Origin of the sequence: Nocardia sp. NPDC019219 (genome assembly GCF_040632645.1) — a bacterium.
In the GTDB taxonomy this organism is placed as follows: domain Bacteria; phylum Actinomycetota; class Actinomycetes; order Mycobacteriales; family Mycobacteriaceae; genus Nocardia; species Nocardia sputorum.
The window spans coordinates 86,315-104,406 of the sequence record NZ_JBEYCG010000020.1 but is presented as its reverse complement, the minus strand read 5'-3'; the positions used below and the strand labels follow the sequence as shown (position 1 = coordinate 104,406).

The window sequence follows — 18,092 nt, the reverse complement described above, 5'->3', positions numbered from 1 at the left end:
CGGACAACCACGGGAATTCATAGCTATCATGAATTAGTTCCATCGCGTGCGTTGTCGCGCTCCAGCACCACGACAAGACGCTCCCAACCCCCTTTTTCCGACGCTCACGGTCACCGCCGAGCTGTCGCCGTCCCCGACTCCGAACCCGGTCGGGACCACATTTGACGTCGCACTACGCGACACGCCGACGCCGCCAACTGACCGTTCACCCAACGTCCCGGGCGCCCTCGTCGGATTACCACCGTTTCGGTCATAAATGCTTGTACTGAATTCGATCAAACGGCGGCACCAAACCCGCTGCGGAGCACTCTTTCGGTTGTAGGCTGTGCCGTACCTCACAAGGAAGCGGATCAGGGAATGACCGGTTCCGGGTGGAGCCGAGGGCGAGTCTGGCCGAGGCGGACAACGACGTCAGCCCGCCTCGGACGCTGTTGTCAGCTGCAGCTCGCAAGGAGGGGAAGTGCAGTCGTGAATATCGAGGTGCCGACGCTCGTACTCGGCGCGATCGCGGCGGCGTTCGCGCTGTTCTCCATCGTCCTCTCGGCCCTGGTCGGCCCGAAACGGCGCAACCGGGCGAAGCTGGAACCCTACGAATGCGGGATCGAACCCACCCCGCATGCCGTGGCCGGCGGGCCGGGAAATGTTACCGGACAACGCTTTCCGGTGAAGTACTACCTCACCGCGATGTTGTTCATCATCTTCGACATCGAGATCGTGTTCCTCTACCCGTGGGCAGTCCACTTCGATGCGCTCGGTCTCTTCGGTCTGGCCGCGATGGCGTTGTTCATCGTCAACGTCTCGGTGGCCTACGCCTACGAGTGGAAGCGCGGCGGTCTCAGCTGGGACTGAATGCCGCGCAATCGAATTCGTAGCCGACGAGTGGAAGCGAGTCAGTAGAACATGGGTCTCGAGGAGAAACTGCCCAGCGGCTTCCTGCTGAGCACGGTCGAGGATTTCGCCGGATTCCTGCGCAAAGGCTCCCTATGGCCTGCCACCTTCGGGCTGGCCTGCTGCGCCATCGAGATGATGGCCACCGGCGGAGGCCGGTTCGACATCGCCCGTTTCGGTATGGAAGCATTCCGCGCCTCGCCTCGGCAGGCCGATCTGATGATCGTCGCCGGCCGGGTGAGCCAGAAGATGGCCCCGGTGCTGCGCCAGGTCTACGACCAGATGACCGAGCCGAAATGGGTGCTGGCGATGGGCGTCTGCGCGTCGTCGGGCGGGATGTTCAACAACTACGCCATCGTGCAGGGCGTCGATCACGTGGTGCCGGTCGACATCTACCTGCCAGGGTGCCCGCCCCGGCCGGAGATGCTGCTGAACGCGATCCTGGCACTGCACGCGAAAATTCAACAGATGCCGCTCGGCGTCAACCGCGAGGAGGCCATCCGCGCCGCCGAACAGGCCGCGCTCGCCTCGACGCCGACCATCCGGATGGAGGGTCTGCTGCGATGACCTTCGACACCCCCGACGACACCGACGCCCCGCCCGCGCACGACGCGATCGACGCCGCGGCCACCGCGGGCCCCGAAGGCACCCTGCCGGAGGAGGATGCCGCACAGGCCGGCGCCGAGGTGATCGGCGTGCGCCGCGGCATGTTCGGCGTCACCGGCACCGGTGACACCTCCGGTTACGGCCGGCTGGTCCGGCCGGTCACGCTCCCAGGCAGCACGCCCGCCCCGTACGGCGGCTACTTCGACGAGGTGGTCGACGCGCTGCGCACCGCGCTCACCGCCACGGGTGTCCGCCTGGACGCGGCGCTGGAGAAAGTGATCGTCTTCCGCGGCGAGCTCACCCTGCACGTGCGCCGCGAGCAGTTGCTGCCGGTGGCTCGCGCGTTGCGCGACGACTCCGCATTGCGTTTCGAGCTCTGCCTCGGCGTCGACGGCGTGCACTATCCGGAGGATTCCGGCCGCGAACTGCACGCCGTCTATCACCTCATGTCGATCACGCACAACCGCCGCCTGCGGGTGGAGGTCGCCGCGCCGGACGCGGACCCGCATATTCCGTCGCTCTACGAGGTCTATCCGACCACCGACTGGCACGAACGCGAGACCTACGACTTCTTCGGCATCCGGTTCGACGGGCACCCCTCGCTGACCCGGATCACCATGCCGGACGACTGGCGCGGCCACCCCCAGCGCAAGGACTACCCGCTCGGCGGGATCCCGGTCGAATACAAGGGCGCGCGCATCCCGCCGCCCGACGAGCGGAGGGCATACAGCTGATGACCGACACCGACACCGACGTCACCGCCCCCGAGCCCGCCACGGTCACCGTCGCGGGACAGGACTGGGACCAGGTGGCCGAGACGCTGTCCGGCGCGGGCGAGGAACGCATCGTCGTCAACATGGGTCCGCAGCACCCGTCCACGCACGGCGTGCTGCGGCTGATCCTGGAGATCGAAGGCGAGACGGTCACCGAGGCCCGCTGCGGCATCGGCTACCTGCACACCGGGATCGAGAAGAACCTCGAATTCCGCAACTGGACCCAGGGCGTCACCTTCGTCACCCGCATGGACTATCTGTCGCCGTTCTTCAACGAGACGGCGTACTGCCTGGGCGTGGAGAAACTGCTCGACATCACCGAACAGATCCCGGAGCGCGCCACGATCGTGCGCGTGCTGCTGATGGAGCTCAACCGCATCTCCTCGCACCTGGTCGCCCTGGCCACCGGCGGCATGGAACTGGGCGCGCTGACGCCGATGCTGTTCGGGTTCCGCGAGCGCGAGCTGATCCTCGACGTGTTCGAGACGATCACCGGACTGCGGATGAACCACGCCTACATCCGCCCCGGCGGCCTGGCCCAGGACCTGCCCGACAACGGGGTCACCAAGGTGCGCGAACTGCTCGCGCTGCTGCCCAAACGGCTGCGCGACATGGAACACCTGCTCACCGCCAACCCGATCTGGAAGGCCCGCACCCAGAACATCGGCTACCTCGACCTGCAGGGCTGCATGGCCCTCGGCATCACCGGCCCCGTGCTCCGGGCCACCGGCCTGCCGCACGACCTGCGCAAAGCACAGCCTTACTGCGGCTACGAGAACTACGAATTCGACATCCCCACCACCACCGGATGCGACTGCTACGGCCGCTACGTCATCCGGGTGGAGGAGATGAAGGAGTCGCTGAAGATCGTCGAGCAGTGCCTGGACCGGTTGCGGCCCGGCCCGGTCATGATCGACGACAAGAAGATCGCCTGGCCGGCCGACCTACAGGTCGGCGCGGACGGACTCGGCAACTCCCCCAAGCACATCGGCAAGATCATGGGCACCTCCATGGAGGGGCTGATCCACCACTTCAAGCTGGTCACCGAAGGCATCCGCGTCCCCGCGGGCCAGGTGTACGCGGCGGTGGAGTCGCCCCGCGGCGAACTGGGCGTGCACATGGTCAGCGACGGCGGCACCCGGCCCTACCGGGTGCACTATCGCGACCCCTCGTTCACCAATCTGCAAGCGGTCGCGGCGATGTGCGAGGGCGGCATGGTCGCCGATGTCATCGCCTCGGTCGCCAGCATCGACCCGGTCATGGGCGGAGTGGACCGATGAACCAGACAACGCACGGTGACAGCCCGAACGGCGGTGGCTACGGGACCGGCGGGACGCAAGTCCTGCTGAAGCTCAGCACCCGGCCCGAGCCCTATCAGCCTTTCGTGCGAGAACGGCTGGAAACCGACGCCAAGGAGATCATCGCGCGCTATCCGCATCCGCGCTCGGCGCTGCTGCCGCTGCTGCACCTGGTGCAGTCCGAGGAAGGCTACGTCACCGGCACCGGCATCGAGTTCTGCGCCGAGCAACTGGGTTTGACCGGCGCCGAAGTCACCGCGGTGGCCACTTTCTACTCGATGTTCCGGCGCACCCCCACCGGCGACTACCACGTCGGAGTCTGCACCAACACGCTCTGCGCGGTCATGGGCGGCGACGCCATCCTCGCCGCGCTCGAGCACCACCTCGGCATCGGGCACGGCGAGACCACAGCGGACGGATCGATCACCCTCGAGCACGTCGAGTGCAACGCGGCCTGCGACTTCGCGCCGGTGGTCATGGTCAACTGGGAGTTCTTCGACAACCAGACCCCCGAATCCGCGCAAGCCCTGGTGGACGCGCTGCGGGCCGGACAGCAAGTCACCCCGACCCGGGGCGCGCCGCTGTGCACGTTCAAGCAGACCGCCCGCATCCTCGCCGGCTTCCCCGACGAGCGCCCCGGCGTGCTCGACGGCGCCGCCGGTGACGCGACGCTCGCCGGTCTGCGCGTCGCCCGCGAACAGGGCATGCGAGCCCCTGCGCCGCACGAGGATCCGGAGGGCCCGCGATGACGCTCACTCCGGTGCTGAGCACCTACTGGGATGATCCGCAGTCCTGGACGATGGACACCTACCTGCGGCACGACGGCTACCAGGCGCTGCGCACCGCCCTGCGGATGGAACCCGACCAGATCATCCAGACCGTCAAGGACGCGGGCCTGCGCGGCCGCGGCGGCGCCGGCTTCCCCACCGGCATGAAGTGGAGCTTCATCCCGCAGGGCCCTGGACCCGACGGCGTCACCAAACCGCACTACCTGGTGGTGAACGCCGACGAGTCGGAACCAGGCACCTGCAAGGACATTCCGCTGATGCTCGCCGCGCCGCACGCGCTGATCGAAGGCGTCATCATCGCCGCCTACGCCATTCGCGCGGCGCACGCGTTCATCTACGTGCGCGGCGAGGTGGTTCCGGTGCTGCGGCGGCTGCACGCCGCGGTGGCCCAGGCCTACGCGGCGGGCTTCCTCGGTCATGACATCCTCGGCTCCGGCTACGACCTCGAGTTGATCGTGCACGCGGGCGCGGGCGCCTACATCTGCGGTGAGGAGACCGCGCTGCTGGACTCGCTGGAAGGCCGCCGCGGCCAGCCGCGCCTGCGTCCGCCGTTCCCCGCCGTCGCCGGTCTGTATGCCTGCCCGACCGTGGTGAACAACGTGGAATCGATCGCCAGCGTGCCGCCGATCATCCGCAACGGCATCGCCTGGTTCCGCTCGATGGGCAGTGAGAGGTCACCCGGATTCACCCTCTACTCGCTGTCCGGTCACGTGACCCGGCCGGGACAGTACGAGGCGCCGCTGGGCGTCACGCTGCGCGAGCTGCTCGGCTACGCGGGCGGCGTGCGCGCCGGGCACCGGGTGAAGTTCTGGACGCCGGGCGGCTCCTCCACGCCGCTGTTCACCGAAGAACACCTCGACGTGCCGCTCGACTACGAAGGCGTCTCGGGCGCGGGCTCCATGCTCGGCACCAAGGCGTTGCAGATCTTCGACGACACCACCTGCGTGGTGCGGGCCGTGCTGCGCTGGACCCAGTTCTACGCCCACGAGTCCTGCGGCAAGTGCACCCCGTGCCGGGAGGGCACCTACTGGCTGGTGCAGCTGCTGGAACGGATCGAAGCGGGCACCGGCGTTGCGTCCGACCTGGACAAACTGCTCGACATCAGCGACACCATCAACGGCAAGTCGTTCTGCGCCCTCGGCGACGGCGCGGCCAGTCCGATCATCTCCTCGCTGAAGTACTTCCGCGAGGAATACGCCGAGCACCTGCGGCTCGGCGGATGCCCATTCGACCCGGCGCGCTCCACCGCATGGGCCGAGTCAGGAGGAGAGGTCCGATGAAACCGGTATCGCGCAGCGACTCGATCCGAGGTGGCGGCCGGACGACGGGTGGGCCCGCCGTCGTGCGGAACCACACGGGCGGACCCGCTCCCGCCGACCTGGTGACGCTGACCATCGATGACACGGAGGTCAGCGTGCCGCCCGGCACGCTGCTGATCCGTGCCGCCGAACTGATCGGCATCCAGGTACCCCGCTTCTGCGACCATCCGCTGCTCGACCCGGTCGGCGCCTGCCGCCAATGCCTGGTGGAGGTCGAGGGACAGCGCAAGCCCGTCGCCTCCTGCACCATGGCCGTCACCGACGGCATGGTGGTCCGCACCCAGCTCACCTCGCCCGCCGCCGACAAGGCGCAGGAGGGCGTGATGGAACTGCTGCTGATCAACCATCCGCTCGACTGCCCGGTGTGCGACAAGGGCGGCGAGTGCCCGCTGCAGAACCAGGCGATGTCCACCGGCCGCGCCGAATCCCGGTTCGACGGACGCAAACGCACCTATCCCAAACCGATTCCGCTGTCCACGGCCGTGCTGCTGGACCGGGAACGCTGCGTGCTCTGCGCCCGCTGCACCCGGTTCTCCCAGCAGATCGCGGGCGATCCGTTCATCGAACTGATGGATCGCGGTGCGCTGCAACAGGTCGGCACCGCGCAGGCCGAGCCGCTGGATTCCTACTTCTCCGGCAACACCGTGCAGATCTGCCCGGTCGGCGCGCTCACCGGCACCGCCTACCGGTTCCGCGCGCGTCCGTTCGACCTGGTTTCCAGCCCGAACGTCTGCGAGCACTGCGCCTCCGGCTGCGCACAGCGCACCGATCACCGGCGCGGCAAGGTCCTGCGCCGGCTGGCCGGGGACGACCCGCAGGTCAACGAAGAGTGGAACTGCGACAAGGGCCGGTGGGCGTTCACCTACGCCAGCGAACCCGACCGGCTCACCACGCCCCTGGTGCGCGGGTGGGACGGCGAGCTGGCCCCCGCCTCCTGGTCGGAGGCGCTGGCCGCGGCCGCGGAGGGACTGGCCGCGTCGTTCGGCAACGCGGGCGTGCTGGTCGGCGGCCGGGTCACCGAGGAGGACGCCTACGCCTACGCCAAATTCGCCCGAGTCGCCCTCGGCACCAACGACATCGACTTCCGCGCCCGCGCGCATTCGGCGGAGGAGGCCGATTTCCTCGCCGCCCGCGTCGCCGGCCAGGACGGCACGGTGACCTACGACAGCATGGAGGCCGCGCCGGTCGTCCTGCTCGTCGGATTCGAACCCGAAGAAGAGTCGCCGATCGTCTACCTGCGGCTGCGCAAGGCCGCACGCAAGCACCGGCTGCCGATCTACTCGCTCGCGCCGTACTCCTCACGCGGACTCGACCGCATGTCCGGACGGCTGATGCGCACCGTGCCGGGCGCCGAACCGCATCTGCTCGACGCCATCCGCACCGGCGAGATCACCACCCCCGGAGCGGATCCCGCCCAGCTGGCCGATCTGGCCCGGCTGCTGCGCGAACCCGGCGCGGTGATCATGGTCGGTGAGCGGATGGCCGGCGTCGCGGGTGCGCTGTCGGCCGCCGTGCGCCTGGCCGAGGAAACCGGAGCAGCCCTCGCGTGGGTGCCGCGCCGGGCCGGCGAACGCGGCGCGGTCGAAGCGGGCGCGCTGCCCGGCCTGCTGCCCGGCGGACGGCCGGTCGCCGATCCGCGTGCCCGCCAACAGGTCCGGGCGGTCTGGAACGTGCCCGAGCTGCCCGTCGGCGCGGGCCGGGACACGACGGCCATCCTGGAGGCCGCGTCCGGTCTCGGTGCTCTCGTCATCGGCGGCGTCGACGTCGCCGACCTGCCCGACCCGGCCGCCGCGCTGGCCGCCATCGACGCGGCCAGGTTCGTGGTGAGCCTGGAACTGCGCCGCAGTCCGGTCACCGAACGCGCCGACGTGGTGTTCCCGGTGGCCGCGGCCATGGAGAAGGCCGGAACCTTCCGCACCTGGGAGGGCAGGCCGCGCCCGTTCGCCGCCGCGCTCGGCGACGACATGGTGCGCCGCCAGAGCGCGCCGCTGTCGGATCAGCGGGTGCTGCACGCCATCGCCGAGGAGATGTCGGTGCGCCTGGGCTTGCCCGACATCGAGTCCGCCCGCGCCGAACTCGCCGAACTCGGCGCGTGGGACGGCGCGCCCGTCTCCGCGCCCACCCACCCGCCGCATCCGCTGCCGCAGCCCCAACCCGGCACCGCGGTGCTCGCCAGTTGGCGGATGCTGCTGGACGAGGGACGCATGCAGGACGGCGAACCGAATCTCGCCGGCATCGCCCGGCCCCCGGTAGTACGCCTGTCGGCCGCCACCGCCGCCGAACTCGGCGCGCAACCCGACGATCCGGTCACCGTCGCCACCGGCCGCGGCGCGGTCACGCTCCCGCTGATGATCAGCGACCTCCCCGATCGGGTGGTGTGGCTGCCGCAGCACTCGCCCGGCTGCTCCATCGCCGAGCAGCTCGCCGTCCAGCCCGGCGCGATCGTGCATCTGCGGCACGCCGACGAGAGGATGAAGGAGCACCGTCATGAGTGATCTCGCCACACTCGTCGCTTCGTCCGCGGTGGCGCACGCCGCGGCCTCGGATCCGTACACTCCCGCGGGCTTCGGACACGACCCGCTGTGGCTCGTGATCGCCAAAGCCGTGGCCGTCTTCATCTATCTGATGCTGATTCCGCTGATCGCCGTGCTCGCGGAACGAAAGATCGTGGCGCGCATGCAGATGCGGATCGGCCCGAACCGGACCGGGCCGTTCGGCTCCCTGCAGAGCATCGCCGACGGCGTGAAGATGGCCCTCAAGGAGGACATCGTCCCGGCGATCGTGGACAAGCCGATCTACATCTTGGCGCCGGTCATCTCGGTGGTGCCCGCCTTCATGGCGTTCGCGGTGATCCCGCTCGGGCCGCAGGTGTCGGTCTTCGGCGTCACCACCCCGCTGCAGCTCACCGATCTGCCGGTGGCGGTGCTGTACATCCTCGCGATCACCTCCATCGGCGTCTACGGCATCGTGCTGGCCGGCTGGTCGTCGGGATCCACCTATCCGCTGCTGGGCGGGTTGCGCTCCACCGCGCAGGTCATCTCCTACGAGATCGCCATGGCGCTGTGCTTCGCGACGGTGTTCCTGCTCGGGGGCACCATGGCCACCTCCGGCATCGTGTCCGCGCAGGAAGGCACCTGGTATGTGTTCCTGCTGCTGCCGTCGTTCCTGATCTACTGCGTCTCGATGGTCGGCGAGACCAACCGGGCGCCGTTCGATCTGCCCGAGGCCGAGGGCGAGCTGGTCGGCGGCTTCCACACCGAGTACTCCTCGCTCAAGTTCGCCATGTTCATGCTGGCCGAATACGTCAACATGGGCACCGTGTCCGCGCTGGCCACCACCTTGTTCCTGGGTGGCTGGCGGGCGCCGTGGCCGCTGAACATGTGGGACGGCGCGAACTCCGGGTGGTGGCCGGTGCTGTGGTTCACCGCCAAAGTCTGGACGTTCCTGTTCGTGTTCATCTGGCTGCGCGGCACCCTGCCCCGGCTGCGCTACGACCAATTCATGAACCTGGGCTGGAAACTGCTGATCCCGACCTCGCTGGCATGGGTCATGGTGGTGGCCACCGCGCGGGTGCTGCAAGCTGAGGGCTATCCGGTGCAGACCCCGATCCTCGTGATCGGCGGCGTGCTGGTCACCGGCCTGCTGGTGTTGCAGTTCCTGCGGGCAGGCCGGGCCGGGGCGACCCCGCCACCGGTCGAGGAACCCGCCGCCGCGGATGCCACCGATTCGACGGTCTTCCTCGGTTTCCCGGTGCCGCCGCTGCCCGCCGACGCGCACGCGCGCGACGCCACCCGCGCCAAAGCGGGCCTGTTCGAGCCGCTGTCCGGGTTCGCGGTCACCGCCGCGACCATGTTCAAGAAGCCCAACACCGAGTTCTATCCCGAACAGAAGACGCCGACCGCGCCGCGCTACCACGGCAGGCACCAGCTCAACCGCCATCCCGACGGCCTGGAGAAGTGCATCGGCTGCGAACTGTGCGCGTGGGCCTGCCCGGCGGACGCGATCTACGTCGAAGGCGCCGACAACACCGAGACCGAACGGTTCTCCCCCGGTGAGCGATACGGGCGGGTCTATCAGATCAACTACCTGCGCTGCATCGGCTGCGGCTTGTGCATCGAGGCCTGCCCCACCCGGGCGCTGACGATGACCAACGACTACGAGATGACCGACGACAACCGAGCCGATCTCATCTACGAGAAGGACCGGTTGCTCGCCCCGCTGCAGCCCGGGATGACCGCGCCGCCGCACGCCATGCACCCCGGCGCCGACGAGGCGGACTACTACCTCGGCCGGGTGCCCGGCGCCGCGCCGGCCACCAACGGAGCCACGGCGACCGATGCGCCCCGGCGACCCGCCACCACAGGCGTGGAAGGAGCGACACGGTGACCGAACTGATCCTGGCCGCGGAGCCGTTGACCCGCGCCTCCACCGGCGAGACCGTCCAATTCTGGATCCTCGCCCCGCTGGCCGTGCTCGGCGCGCTCGGCATGGTGTTCGCCCCCAAGGCGGTGCATTCCGCGCTGTGCCTGGCCGCCACGATGATCGCGCTGGCCGCGTTCTACATCGCCCAGGACGCGCTGTTCCTCGGCGTGGTGCAGATCGTGGTCTACACCGGCGCGGTGATGATGCTGTTCCTGTTCGTGCTGATGCTCGTCGGTGTCGACTCCGCCGAATCGCTGAAGGAGACCATCCGCGGCCAGCGGCTCGCCGCGGCCGCGGTGGGCCTCGGCTTCGGGCTGCTGCTCAGCGGCGGCATCGCCCACGGCGTGCGGGAGTCCGCGATCACGTTCCCCGCCACCGGGTTCCCCGGTCGCGACGTGATCGCCGAACTGGCCGAGCTGATCTTCCTGCGCTACGTGTGGGCCTTCGAACTCACCGGCGCCCTGCTGATCACCGCCACCATCGGCGCCATGGTGCTGGCCCACCGCGAGCACTTCGGACCACGCACCGATCAGCGCGAACTGTCGCGCCGCCGGTTCCGCGAGAAGGGACACCGCGCGACTCCCCTGCCCACCCCCGGCGTCTACGCCAGGCACAACGCGGTGGACATCCCCGCGCGGCTGCCCGACGGGTCGTTCGAGGAACTGTCGGTCAGCACCATCCTGCGGCACCGCCGCACCAGGGCGCTCACCGAAGCGGCCGTGATCTCGGTCGGCACCACGCCCGCATCGGACGGGACCGACAACCCCAGCGACGAGGAAGGCAACCGGTGAATCCCGAGAACTACCTGTTCCTGTCCGCCCTGCTGTTCACCATCGGCGCGGCCGGAGTGCTGCTGCGGCGCAACGCCATCGTGGTGTTCATGTGCATCGAGCTGATGCTCAACGCGGTGAACCTCGCGTTCGTCACCTTCGCCCGGATGCACGACGACCTCGACGGGCAGGTGTTCGCGTTCTTCACGATGGTGGTCGCCGCGGCCGAGGTGGTCGTCGGCCTGGCCATCATCATGACCATCTTCCGCGCCCGCCGCTCGACCTCGGTCGACGACGCCAACCTGCTGAAGTTCTGACGTGGACACCGCAACGCTGTGGCTGCTGCCCGCCCTCCCCCTGGCGGGCGCTGTCGTCCTGCTGCTGACCGGACGCTACGCCGACAAGTGGGGTCATCTGCTCGGCACCGCGATCGCGCTGGCCTCGTTCGCGGTCGCCGTGCTCGGGTTCGCCGACATGCTCGGCCGCGACACCGCCGACCGCGCGATGCACCAGAACCTGTTCAGCTGGGTCCCGGTGGCCGGCCTGCAGGTCGACTTCTCGCTGCAAGTGGACCAGCTGTCGATGTGCTTCGCGCTGCTGATCACCGGCGTGGGTTCGCTCATCCACGTCTACTCGATCGGCTACATGAGCCACGATCCGGCGCGACGAAGGTTCTTCGCCTACCTGAATCTCTTCCTCGCGGCGATGCTGCTGCTGGTCCTGGCGAACAACTACCTCGTGCTCTACCTCGGCTGGGAGGGCGTCGGCCTCGCCTCCTACCTGCTCATCGGGTTCTGGCACGAGAAGCCCTCGGCGGCAACGGCGGCGAAGAAGGCGTTCGTGGTCAACCGGGTCGGTGACATGGGCTTGGCCATCGCGATGATGGTGATGTTCGCGACGTTCGGGTCGATCGACTTCGGCGTCGTGTTCGGCGCCGCGCCCGCCGCGAGCGAGGGCACGCTCACCGCGATCGGCCTGTTGCTGCTGCTGGCCGCCTGTGGCAAGTCCGCCCAGGTCCCGCTGCAGTCCTGGCTCGGTGACGCGATGGAGGGCCCCACCCCCGTGTCGGCGCTCATCCACGCGGCCACCATGGTCACCGCGGGCGTGTACCTGATCGCGCGCTCCCACGCGATCTTCGACCTCGCGCCGAACGCGCGCCTCGGCGTGGTGCTGGTAGGCGCGGTCACCCTGCTGTTCGGCGCGATCATCGGCTGCGCCAAGGACGACATCAAGAAGGCGCTGGCCGCCTCCACGATGAGCCAGATCGGCTACATGGTGCTGGCCGCCGGACTCGGCCCCGCCGGATACGCCGTCGCCATCATGCACCTGCTCACCCACGGGTTCTTCAAGGCCGGGCTGTTCCTCGGCGCCGGTTCGGTCATGCACGCGATGGACGACGAAACCGACATGCGCCGCTACGGCGGACTGCGCACCCTGCTGCCGATCACCTACGTCACCTTCGGTCTCGGCTACCTGGCCATCATCGGGGTGCCGCCGTTCGCCGGATTCTTCTCCAAGGACCGGATCATCGAAGCGGCGTTCAACCAAGGCGGGGTGAACGGGATCGCGCTCGGCTCGGCGGCGTTGCTCGGCGCGGGCCTGACCGCGTTCTACATGACGCGGGTGATGCTGATGACGTTCTTCGGCGAGCGCCGCTGGAAACCGGACACCCACCCGCACGAGTCTCCCGCGGTGATGACCGGCCCGATGATCCTGCTCGCCCTCGGCTCGGTCGGGGCCGGAGCGGTGTTCGTGTTCGGCTCCTCGCTGCAGAATTGGCTCGAACCGGTCGTCGGCGCCCACCACGGCACCGAGACCGTCCCCGCGGCGCTGGTCACAGTACTCGCGCTCGGCGTGGTCGCCGTCGGCGTCGCGGTCGCCTACTCGCAGTACGCACAACGCGACATCCCCGAGACCGCGCCCGAAACCGTGTCCGCGCTGACCGTGGCCGCGCGCCGCGACCTCTACGGCGACGCGGTCAACGAAGCCGCGTTCATGCGGCCCGGCCGGCATCTGACCCGGGCGCTGGTCTTCCTCGACAACCGCGGCATCGACGGCGTCGTCAACGGCACCGCGGCACTGATCGGCGGGTTGTCCGCACGGGCCCGGCGCGTGCAGTCCGGATTCGTGCGCTCCTACGCCCTGTCCATGTTCACCGGCGCGGCCCTGGTGGCTGCCGCCCTGCTGGCGGTGAGGTTGTGGTGAACGAGTTCCCCTGGTTGACGACGCTGTGGCTGGCCCCGGTCGTCGGTGCGGCGATCGTACTGGTACTGCCTGCCGCGCAGCGCACCCTCGCTCGAGCCGTGGCACTGGGCTTCTCGGTGCTCGTCCTGGGTATCGGCATCGGGCTGGCCGTGCGGTTCGATACCGCCGGAGGCCAATACCAGTTCGTCGAATCCCACCAATGGATTCCGGCGTTCGGCGCCGGCTACACCCTCGGCCTCGACGGCATCGCGCTGGTCCTGGTGCTGCTGACCGCGGCGCTGGTGCCCCTGCTGATCCTGGCGGGCTGGCACGACGAACGCGAAGTCGGCAGCGGCAAACGGGTGGCCCACACCTACGTCGCGCTCACTCTGCTCGTCGAGGCGATGGTGCTGGTCTCCTTCGTCGCCCTGGACATCTTGCTGTTCTACGTGTTCTTCGAGGCGATGCTCATCCCGATGTACTTCCTCATCGGCGGGTTCGGGCCGCGCACCGGGGATGCCCTGCTGCGCAGGCAGCGTTCCCGTGCGGCGGTGAAATTCCTGCTCTACAACTTGTTCGGCGGGTTGATCATGCTGGCGGCGGTGATCGGGTTGTACGTCCTCACCGCGCGCGAAGGGCTGGGCGAGGGATCCGCGGGCACGTTCGATTTCCGCACGGTGGTCGCCGCCGCCAACACCGGGCAGCTCGGCGCCGGGCCCGCGGTGCTCAATGCCCTGTTCCTCGGCTTCATGTTCGCCTTCGCGGTCAAGGCCCCGCTGTGGCCGCTGCACACCTGGCTGCCCGACGCCGCCGTCGCGGCGACGCCGTCCAGCGCCGTGCTGATGATGGCGGTGGTCGACAAAGTGGGCACCTTCGGCATGCTGCGCTACTGCCTGCTCCTTTTCCCCGGCGCGTCGGACACCTATGCGCCGCTGGTGATCACGCTCGCGGTGATCGGCATCGTGTACGGCGCCCTGCTGGCCATCGGGCAGACCGACGTGATGCGCCTGATCGCCTACACCTCGATCTCCCACTTCGGCTTCATCATCCTCGGCGTCTTCGCCATGACCAGCCAGGGCCAAACCGGCGCGACGCTGTACATGGTCAACCACGGCATCTCCACCGCCGCGCTGTTCCTGGTGGCCGGATTCCTGGTCTCGCGGCGCGGTACCCGGCTCATCGCCGAGTACGGTGGCGTGCAGAAGGTGGCTCCCGTGCTGGCAGGCACCTTCTTCATCGCCGGTCTGGCGACGCTGTCGCTGCCGGGGCTCGCCCCCTTCGTCAGTGAATTCCTGGTGCTGATCGGGACATTCACCCGCTACCAGTTCGCTGCCGTGGTCGCCGCCAGCGCGCTGGTGCTCGCGGCTCTCTACATTCTGTGGCTCTACCAGCGGATGATGACCGGGCCGGTGAAGAAGGGCAACGAGCGCATCTATGATCTCGCGCCGCGCGAAGTCGCCGTGGTGGTGCCGCTGATCGTCGCGCTGCTGTTCCTCGGCATCTATCCGAAGGTCCTGACCGACTTCATCAATCCCGCGGTGAGCCAGACGCTCACCACCATCGGCCGCAACGATCCCGCGCCCTCGACACCACCACTGCCGGAAGCGGGATCGGCCCACCAGTCCGGAGGTGCCCACAAGTGAACGTCCCGGCCTCCGCTACGACGCTCGCCGCGAGCGTCCCCGCGCCGAGCATCGAATACGGCGCCCTGTCCCCGATGCTCATCGTGTTCGGCGCCGCCGTCCTCGGCGTCCTGGCCGAAGCGTTCGTCGCCCGGCGCTACCGCTATGCCACCCACTTGGTGCTGAGCGTGGCCGGGCTGGCGGCGGCGTTGATCGCCGTGGTGGCGTTGGCGGGCACCGAGACCGCCGCCGTCGCCGGTGCGGTCGCGATCGACGGTGTGACGCTGTTCCTGCAAGGCACCATCCTTGTCGTATCGATCCTGGGAGTGTTGTTCATCGCCGAGCGCGGAGCCGAGCCCCGTACGCAGGCGCGGTCGGGTCCGGGAACCTGGAGCCGCGCCGCCGCTGTTCGGGAACGGGGCGTGGACGCGTTCACGCCGCAGGCATCGGCGGTACCAGGCAGCGCGGCCGAAGCGGCGGCGCTGCGCGCGGGCGTGGCGACCACCGAGGTGTTCCCGCTGACGCTGCTCGCCGTCGGCGGCCTGCTGCTGTTCCCGGCGTCCAACGACCTGCTGACCATGTTCGTCGCCCTCGAAGTGCTGTCGCTTCCGCTGTACCTGCTGTGCGGACTGGCCCGGCGCAAGCGGTTGCTGTCCCAGGAAGCGGCGCTGAAATACTTCCTGCTCGGCGCGTTCTCCTCGGCGTTCTTCCTCTACGGCGTCGCGCTGCTGTACGGCCAGGCGGGTACGGTGCGGCTCGGCGGCATCGCCGACGCGATCGCGCAGCATCCGGACAACGCGACGCTGGCGGAGCTCGGGATCGCGATGCTCGCGGTCGGCCTGCTGTTCAAGATCGGCGCGGTGCCGTTCCAGTCCTGGGTGCCCGACGTTTACCAGGGCGCTCCGACCGCGATCACCGCTTTTATGGCAGCAGCCACCAAGATCGCGGCGGTCGGCGCGCTGGTGCGCGTGCTCCAGGTCGCGGTGCCCGGCCTGCGCGACGACTGGCGGCCCATCCTCGCGGCCGTCGCGATCGCCACCATGGCCGTCGGCGCGGTCATGGCGATCACGCAGACCGACGTCAAACGAATGCTCGCGTATTCCTCGGTGGCGCACGCCGGTTTCCTGCTCACCGGTCCGGTGGCGGCCAACGACCGCGGTGTCGCGGCGGTGCTGTTCTATCTGGCCGCCTACGGTATCGGCACGCTCGGCGCGTTCGCGGTGGTCAGCCTGGTCCGCGAACCGGACGGCGACGAAGCGACCGGCCTGCCGCGATGGGCCGGGCTCGGCCGCCGCTCCCCTTGGCTGGCCACGGTTTTCGCGCTGTTCCTGCTCTCTTTCGCCGGACTGCCGCTCACCAGCGGCTTCGTCAGCAAGTTCGCCGTCTTCGAGGCCGCCGCCTCCGGCGGTGCGGCACCGCTGGTCGTCATCGGCGTGATCTGCAGCGCCGTCGCGGCGTTCTTCTATCTGCGGGTCATCGTGCTGATGTTCTTCACCGACCCGCCCGCCGACGCTCCGGTGCTGGTGTCCCCGCCGGTGACGACAACGATCGTGGCGATCACCGCGGCGGTGACCTTCGCGCTCGGCGTCTTCCCACAGCCGCTGCTCGACCTCGCCGGCCAGGCGGCGACCTTCGTGCGCTGACCCCGAGGCGGCGGTGCCGCCGCTGGACGACAGTGGCGGCATCGCCGTCGCGCCGTCGCGTGCACTCAGCTGCCGCGGCGGCGTTCCAGCGCCTTAGCGATCAGCGCGCGGGCGCGATCGCCGTACTCGGCTTGGTCGGCGAGGATCGCGAAGGTCCGCTCGTGCAGAGCGATTTCCGACGGACGCGTGATGGTGAGCTCGGCCGAGACCGTCTCGGTGAGCACCTGCGCGCGGTCGTAGATGACGAAGTTCGTCGCGGGGGCGCGGTAGTCGGCGCAAATCGGGATGATGCCCAGCCGCACCCTGGGGTTGGCCATCACGGCCAGCAGGTGCGCGAGTTGTTCGGCCATGGTGGCGGCGTCGCCGACCGTGCGCCACAGCGCGGCCTGGTTGACCACGAAATGGAACCGGTGCTTGGCCCGGAAGAGCACTTGCTTGCGGGCCATGCGCGCGGCCACCGCGTCCTCCAGGTCGTCGCGTCCACCGGTGACCGCGATGCAGGCGGTCAGGATCGCGCGCGCGTAGCCCTCGGTTTGCAGCAGTCCCGGCAAGGTGTCCGGGGCGTACCAGCGGATCTGCGTGGTCTGCGCCTCCAGATCGATCGACTGCCGTTGCCTGCGCGCGTGCCCGGAGGCGACGGTGCGCTGCCATTCCAGGTACATAGACTGCAGATTGCGCGCGTTGGCGACCAAATCGTCCAGCACGGCGGTATTGCCGCACGCCTCGCACCACGCGGCGAGATCCGCCTCCGAAGGCGTCTGCTTGCCGCCCTCGATCCGCGACACCTTGCTGGAATGCCAGCCGCATCTCGCGGCCAGCTCCAGGCCGGTCAGGTGGGCGGCACGACGTAGTTCACGCAGGCGCGCGCCCAGCACCTCGCGTGCGTCCGACACACCGTTCACTCGGGTACGTGCTCACTCTCGGAATATCGTTGATGATCGATGCCCTTGGGCCACAGTCGTTCCCGCACCTGCAGGTAGCGGGCGATCAGCGCCGGGTCGGTGGTGATCGACAGCCCCATGAACGCCCCGTTCTCCGCGAAGGTGTTGAAGGCGAGGAGGTTCGTGTCGAACAGCCAGTAATCGTCGGAGGGCAGATCGAGTGGGTCGATCAGATGCCGCGGCAGCCAGCGCACGGTCTCGCCGGTGGCGATGTTGTCGTCGGTCGCCGACACCAGCCATCGGGTGTAGCCGGTGTGCGGGACGGTCACGACGCGCAGCCGCTCGAGCGTGACCCCGCGCGTGGCTGACTCGACCATCAGAGCGTCCCAGGCTTTCCACGACTCGGGCTGTTCCTCTCGCTCGTACGCTACTCCGGCATCGAAGCGGCGCAAGGCTTCCTGCTCGTCCTCCATCACGTAGTGGTCTCGAACCTCCAGATGGAAGGCACGGAATCGAGCCGCCCGGAAGAGCGGCTCGAAACAGCGGTCGCCGACGACGTGCAACATCAGCGCACCACCACGGCGGTTTCGTGACAGTCGAGGGTCAGCTGGGCGAGCAGTTCCGGATCGGTGACCGGTTCACCGGCTACCAGCACCGAACCGCACGTTCCGCTCGCCTCCACCCGTAGCCACATGCCCGGTTCCAGCCAGTCCAGCAACTGGTGCGGCACGAGGACCGTCCCGGTGCGGTCGGTGGCATCGCCCTGCACCACGAGCACGCCGGTGTCGGTGGCGTACACGGCGGGACAAGCTCCATGATCGGATCCGGATCCGAGAAGTCGCAGGTTCATAGCTGATCCTTTGCGAGAGCTGACGGACGATGTCGTGCAATCGTCCCC

Annotated in this window: 15 protein-coding genes and 2 pseudogenes; 14 read left to right on the top strand and 3 right to left on the bottom strand. The window is 68.9% G+C overall.

Translation table 11 applies throughout. The features are described from left to right. The first annotated feature begins 468 nt into the window (after positions 1–468). The 14 genes and pseudogenes from ABZ552_RS29615 to nuoN all read left to right on the top strand — a co-directional run bounded on the left by ABZ552_RS29615 (position 469) and on the right by nuoN (position 16,313). Positions 469–849 carry an NADH-quinone oxidoreductase subunit A gene (locus tag ABZ552_RS29615; protein ID WP_063020669.1) on the top strand — a complete coding sequence of 127 codons (381 nt, stop codon included), beginning with the start codon at positions 469–471 and terminating at the stop codon, positions 847–849. A gap of 51 nt (positions 850–900) precedes the next feature. After that, complete coding sequence (locus ABZ552_RS29610; protein WP_043691073.1) at positions 901–1,455, top strand: NADH-quinone oxidoreductase subunit B; 555 nt, start codon at positions 901–903, stop codon at positions 1,453–1,455. Then, complete coding sequence (locus ABZ552_RS29605; protein WP_281918227.1) at positions 1,452–2,228, top strand: NADH-quinone oxidoreductase subunit C; 777 nt, start codon at positions 1,452–1,454, stop codon at positions 2,226–2,228. Before ABZ552_RS29610 ends, ABZ552_RS29605 begins: the two co-directional genes overlap by 4 nt. Then, on the top strand, positions 2,228–3,547 hold the full coding sequence (gene nuoD, locus ABZ552_RS29600) for an NADH dehydrogenase (quinone) subunit D (protein WP_281879809.1): 1,320 nt from the start codon (positions 2,228–2,230) through the stop codon (positions 3,545–3,547). The genes ABZ552_RS29605 and nuoD overlap by 1 nt, the downstream gene beginning before the upstream one ends. Continuing rightward, on the top strand, positions 3,544–4,314 hold the full coding sequence (gene nuoE / locus ABZ552_RS29595; RefSeq protein ID WP_281918226.1) for an NADH-quinone oxidoreductase subunit NuoE: 771 nt from the start codon (positions 3,544–3,546) through the stop codon (positions 4,312–4,314). Before nuoD ends, nuoE begins: the two co-directional genes overlap by 4 nt. Next, on the top strand, positions 4,311–5,633 hold the full coding sequence (gene nuoF, locus ABZ552_RS29590) for an NADH-quinone oxidoreductase subunit NuoF (RefSeq protein WP_281879805.1): 1,323 nt from the start codon (positions 4,311–4,313) through the stop codon (positions 5,631–5,633). The genes nuoE and nuoF overlap by 4 nt, the downstream gene beginning before the upstream one ends. Before the next feature lie 101 nt (positions 5,634–5,734). After that, positions 5,735–8,167 (top strand): NADH-quinone oxidoreductase subunit G, encoded by a 2,433-nt coding sequence (locus ABZ552_RS29585; RefSeq protein ID WP_357441348.1) that lies wholly within the window; start codon positions 5,735–5,737, stop codon positions 8,165–8,167. Beyond that, positions 8,160–9,464: pseudogene (gene nuoH / locus ABZ552_RS29580) on the top strand (NADH-quinone oxidoreductase subunit NuoH); the annotation flags it as partial. The gene ABZ552_RS29585 and the pseudogene nuoH, both read left to right, overlap by 8 nt. 9 nt (positions 9,465–9,473) lie before the next feature. After that, positions 9,474–10,058 (top strand): annotated as a pseudogene (nuoI, locus tag ABZ552_RS29575) (NADH-quinone oxidoreductase subunit NuoI); the annotation flags it as partial. Then, on the top strand, positions 10,055–10,885 hold the full coding sequence (locus ABZ552_RS29570; protein ID WP_195085403.1) for an NADH-quinone oxidoreductase subunit J: 831 nt from the start codon (positions 10,055–10,057) through the stop codon (positions 10,883–10,885). The pseudogene nuoI and the gene ABZ552_RS29570, both read left to right, overlap by 4 nt. Next, entirely contained in the window at positions 10,882–11,181 is a 300-nt protein-coding gene (gene nuoK / locus ABZ552_RS29565; protein WP_159840702.1) for an NADH-quinone oxidoreductase subunit NuoK, read from the top strand. The genes ABZ552_RS29570 and nuoK overlap by 4 nt, the downstream gene beginning before the upstream one ends. 1 nt (position 11,182) lies before the next feature. After that, positions 11,183–13,069 (top strand): NADH-quinone oxidoreductase subunit L, encoded by a 1,887-nt coding sequence (nuoL, locus tag ABZ552_RS29560; RefSeq protein WP_281879804.1) that lies wholly within the window; start codon positions 11,183–11,185, stop codon positions 13,067–13,069. Beyond that, on the top strand, positions 13,066–14,691 hold the full coding sequence (locus ABZ552_RS29555) for an NADH-quinone oxidoreductase subunit M (protein ID WP_281918224.1): 1,626 nt from the start codon (positions 13,066–13,068) through the stop codon (positions 14,689–14,691). Before nuoL ends, ABZ552_RS29555 begins: the two co-directional genes overlap by 4 nt. Then, entirely contained in the window at positions 14,688–16,313 is a 1,626-nt protein-coding gene (gene nuoN, locus ABZ552_RS29550) for an NADH-quinone oxidoreductase subunit NuoN (protein WP_357441248.1), read from the top strand. The genes ABZ552_RS29555 and nuoN overlap by 4 nt, the downstream gene beginning before the upstream one ends. Before the next feature lie 65 nt (positions 16,314–16,378). Here the strand turns inward: nuoN and ABZ552_RS29545 are convergent, their stop codons facing one another. The 3 genes from ABZ552_RS29545 to ABZ552_RS29535 are packed head-to-tail and all read right to left on the bottom strand — an operon-like array spanning position 16,379 to position 18,044. Further along, the gene (locus tag ABZ552_RS29545) at positions 16,379–17,206 is read right to left on the bottom strand and encodes a helix-turn-helix transcriptional regulator (RefSeq protein WP_245663650.1); all 828 of its coding nucleotides are present in this window, start codon (positions 17,204–17,206) and stop codon (positions 16,379–16,381) included. A 5-nt stretch (positions 17,207–17,211) separates the two neighbouring features. Beyond that, positions 17,212–17,760, bottom strand: a complete 549-nt coding sequence (locus ABZ552_RS29540; RefSeq protein ID WP_281879801.1) for a DUF6879 family protein — start codon at positions 17,758–17,760, stop codon at positions 17,212–17,214. Continuing rightward, entirely contained in the window at positions 17,760–18,044 is a 285-nt protein-coding gene (locus ABZ552_RS29535; protein WP_159840714.1) for a hypothetical protein, read from the bottom strand. Before ABZ552_RS29535 ends, ABZ552_RS29540 begins: the two co-directional genes overlap by 1 nt. Between the last annotated feature and the right edge of the window lie 48 nt (positions 18,045–18,092).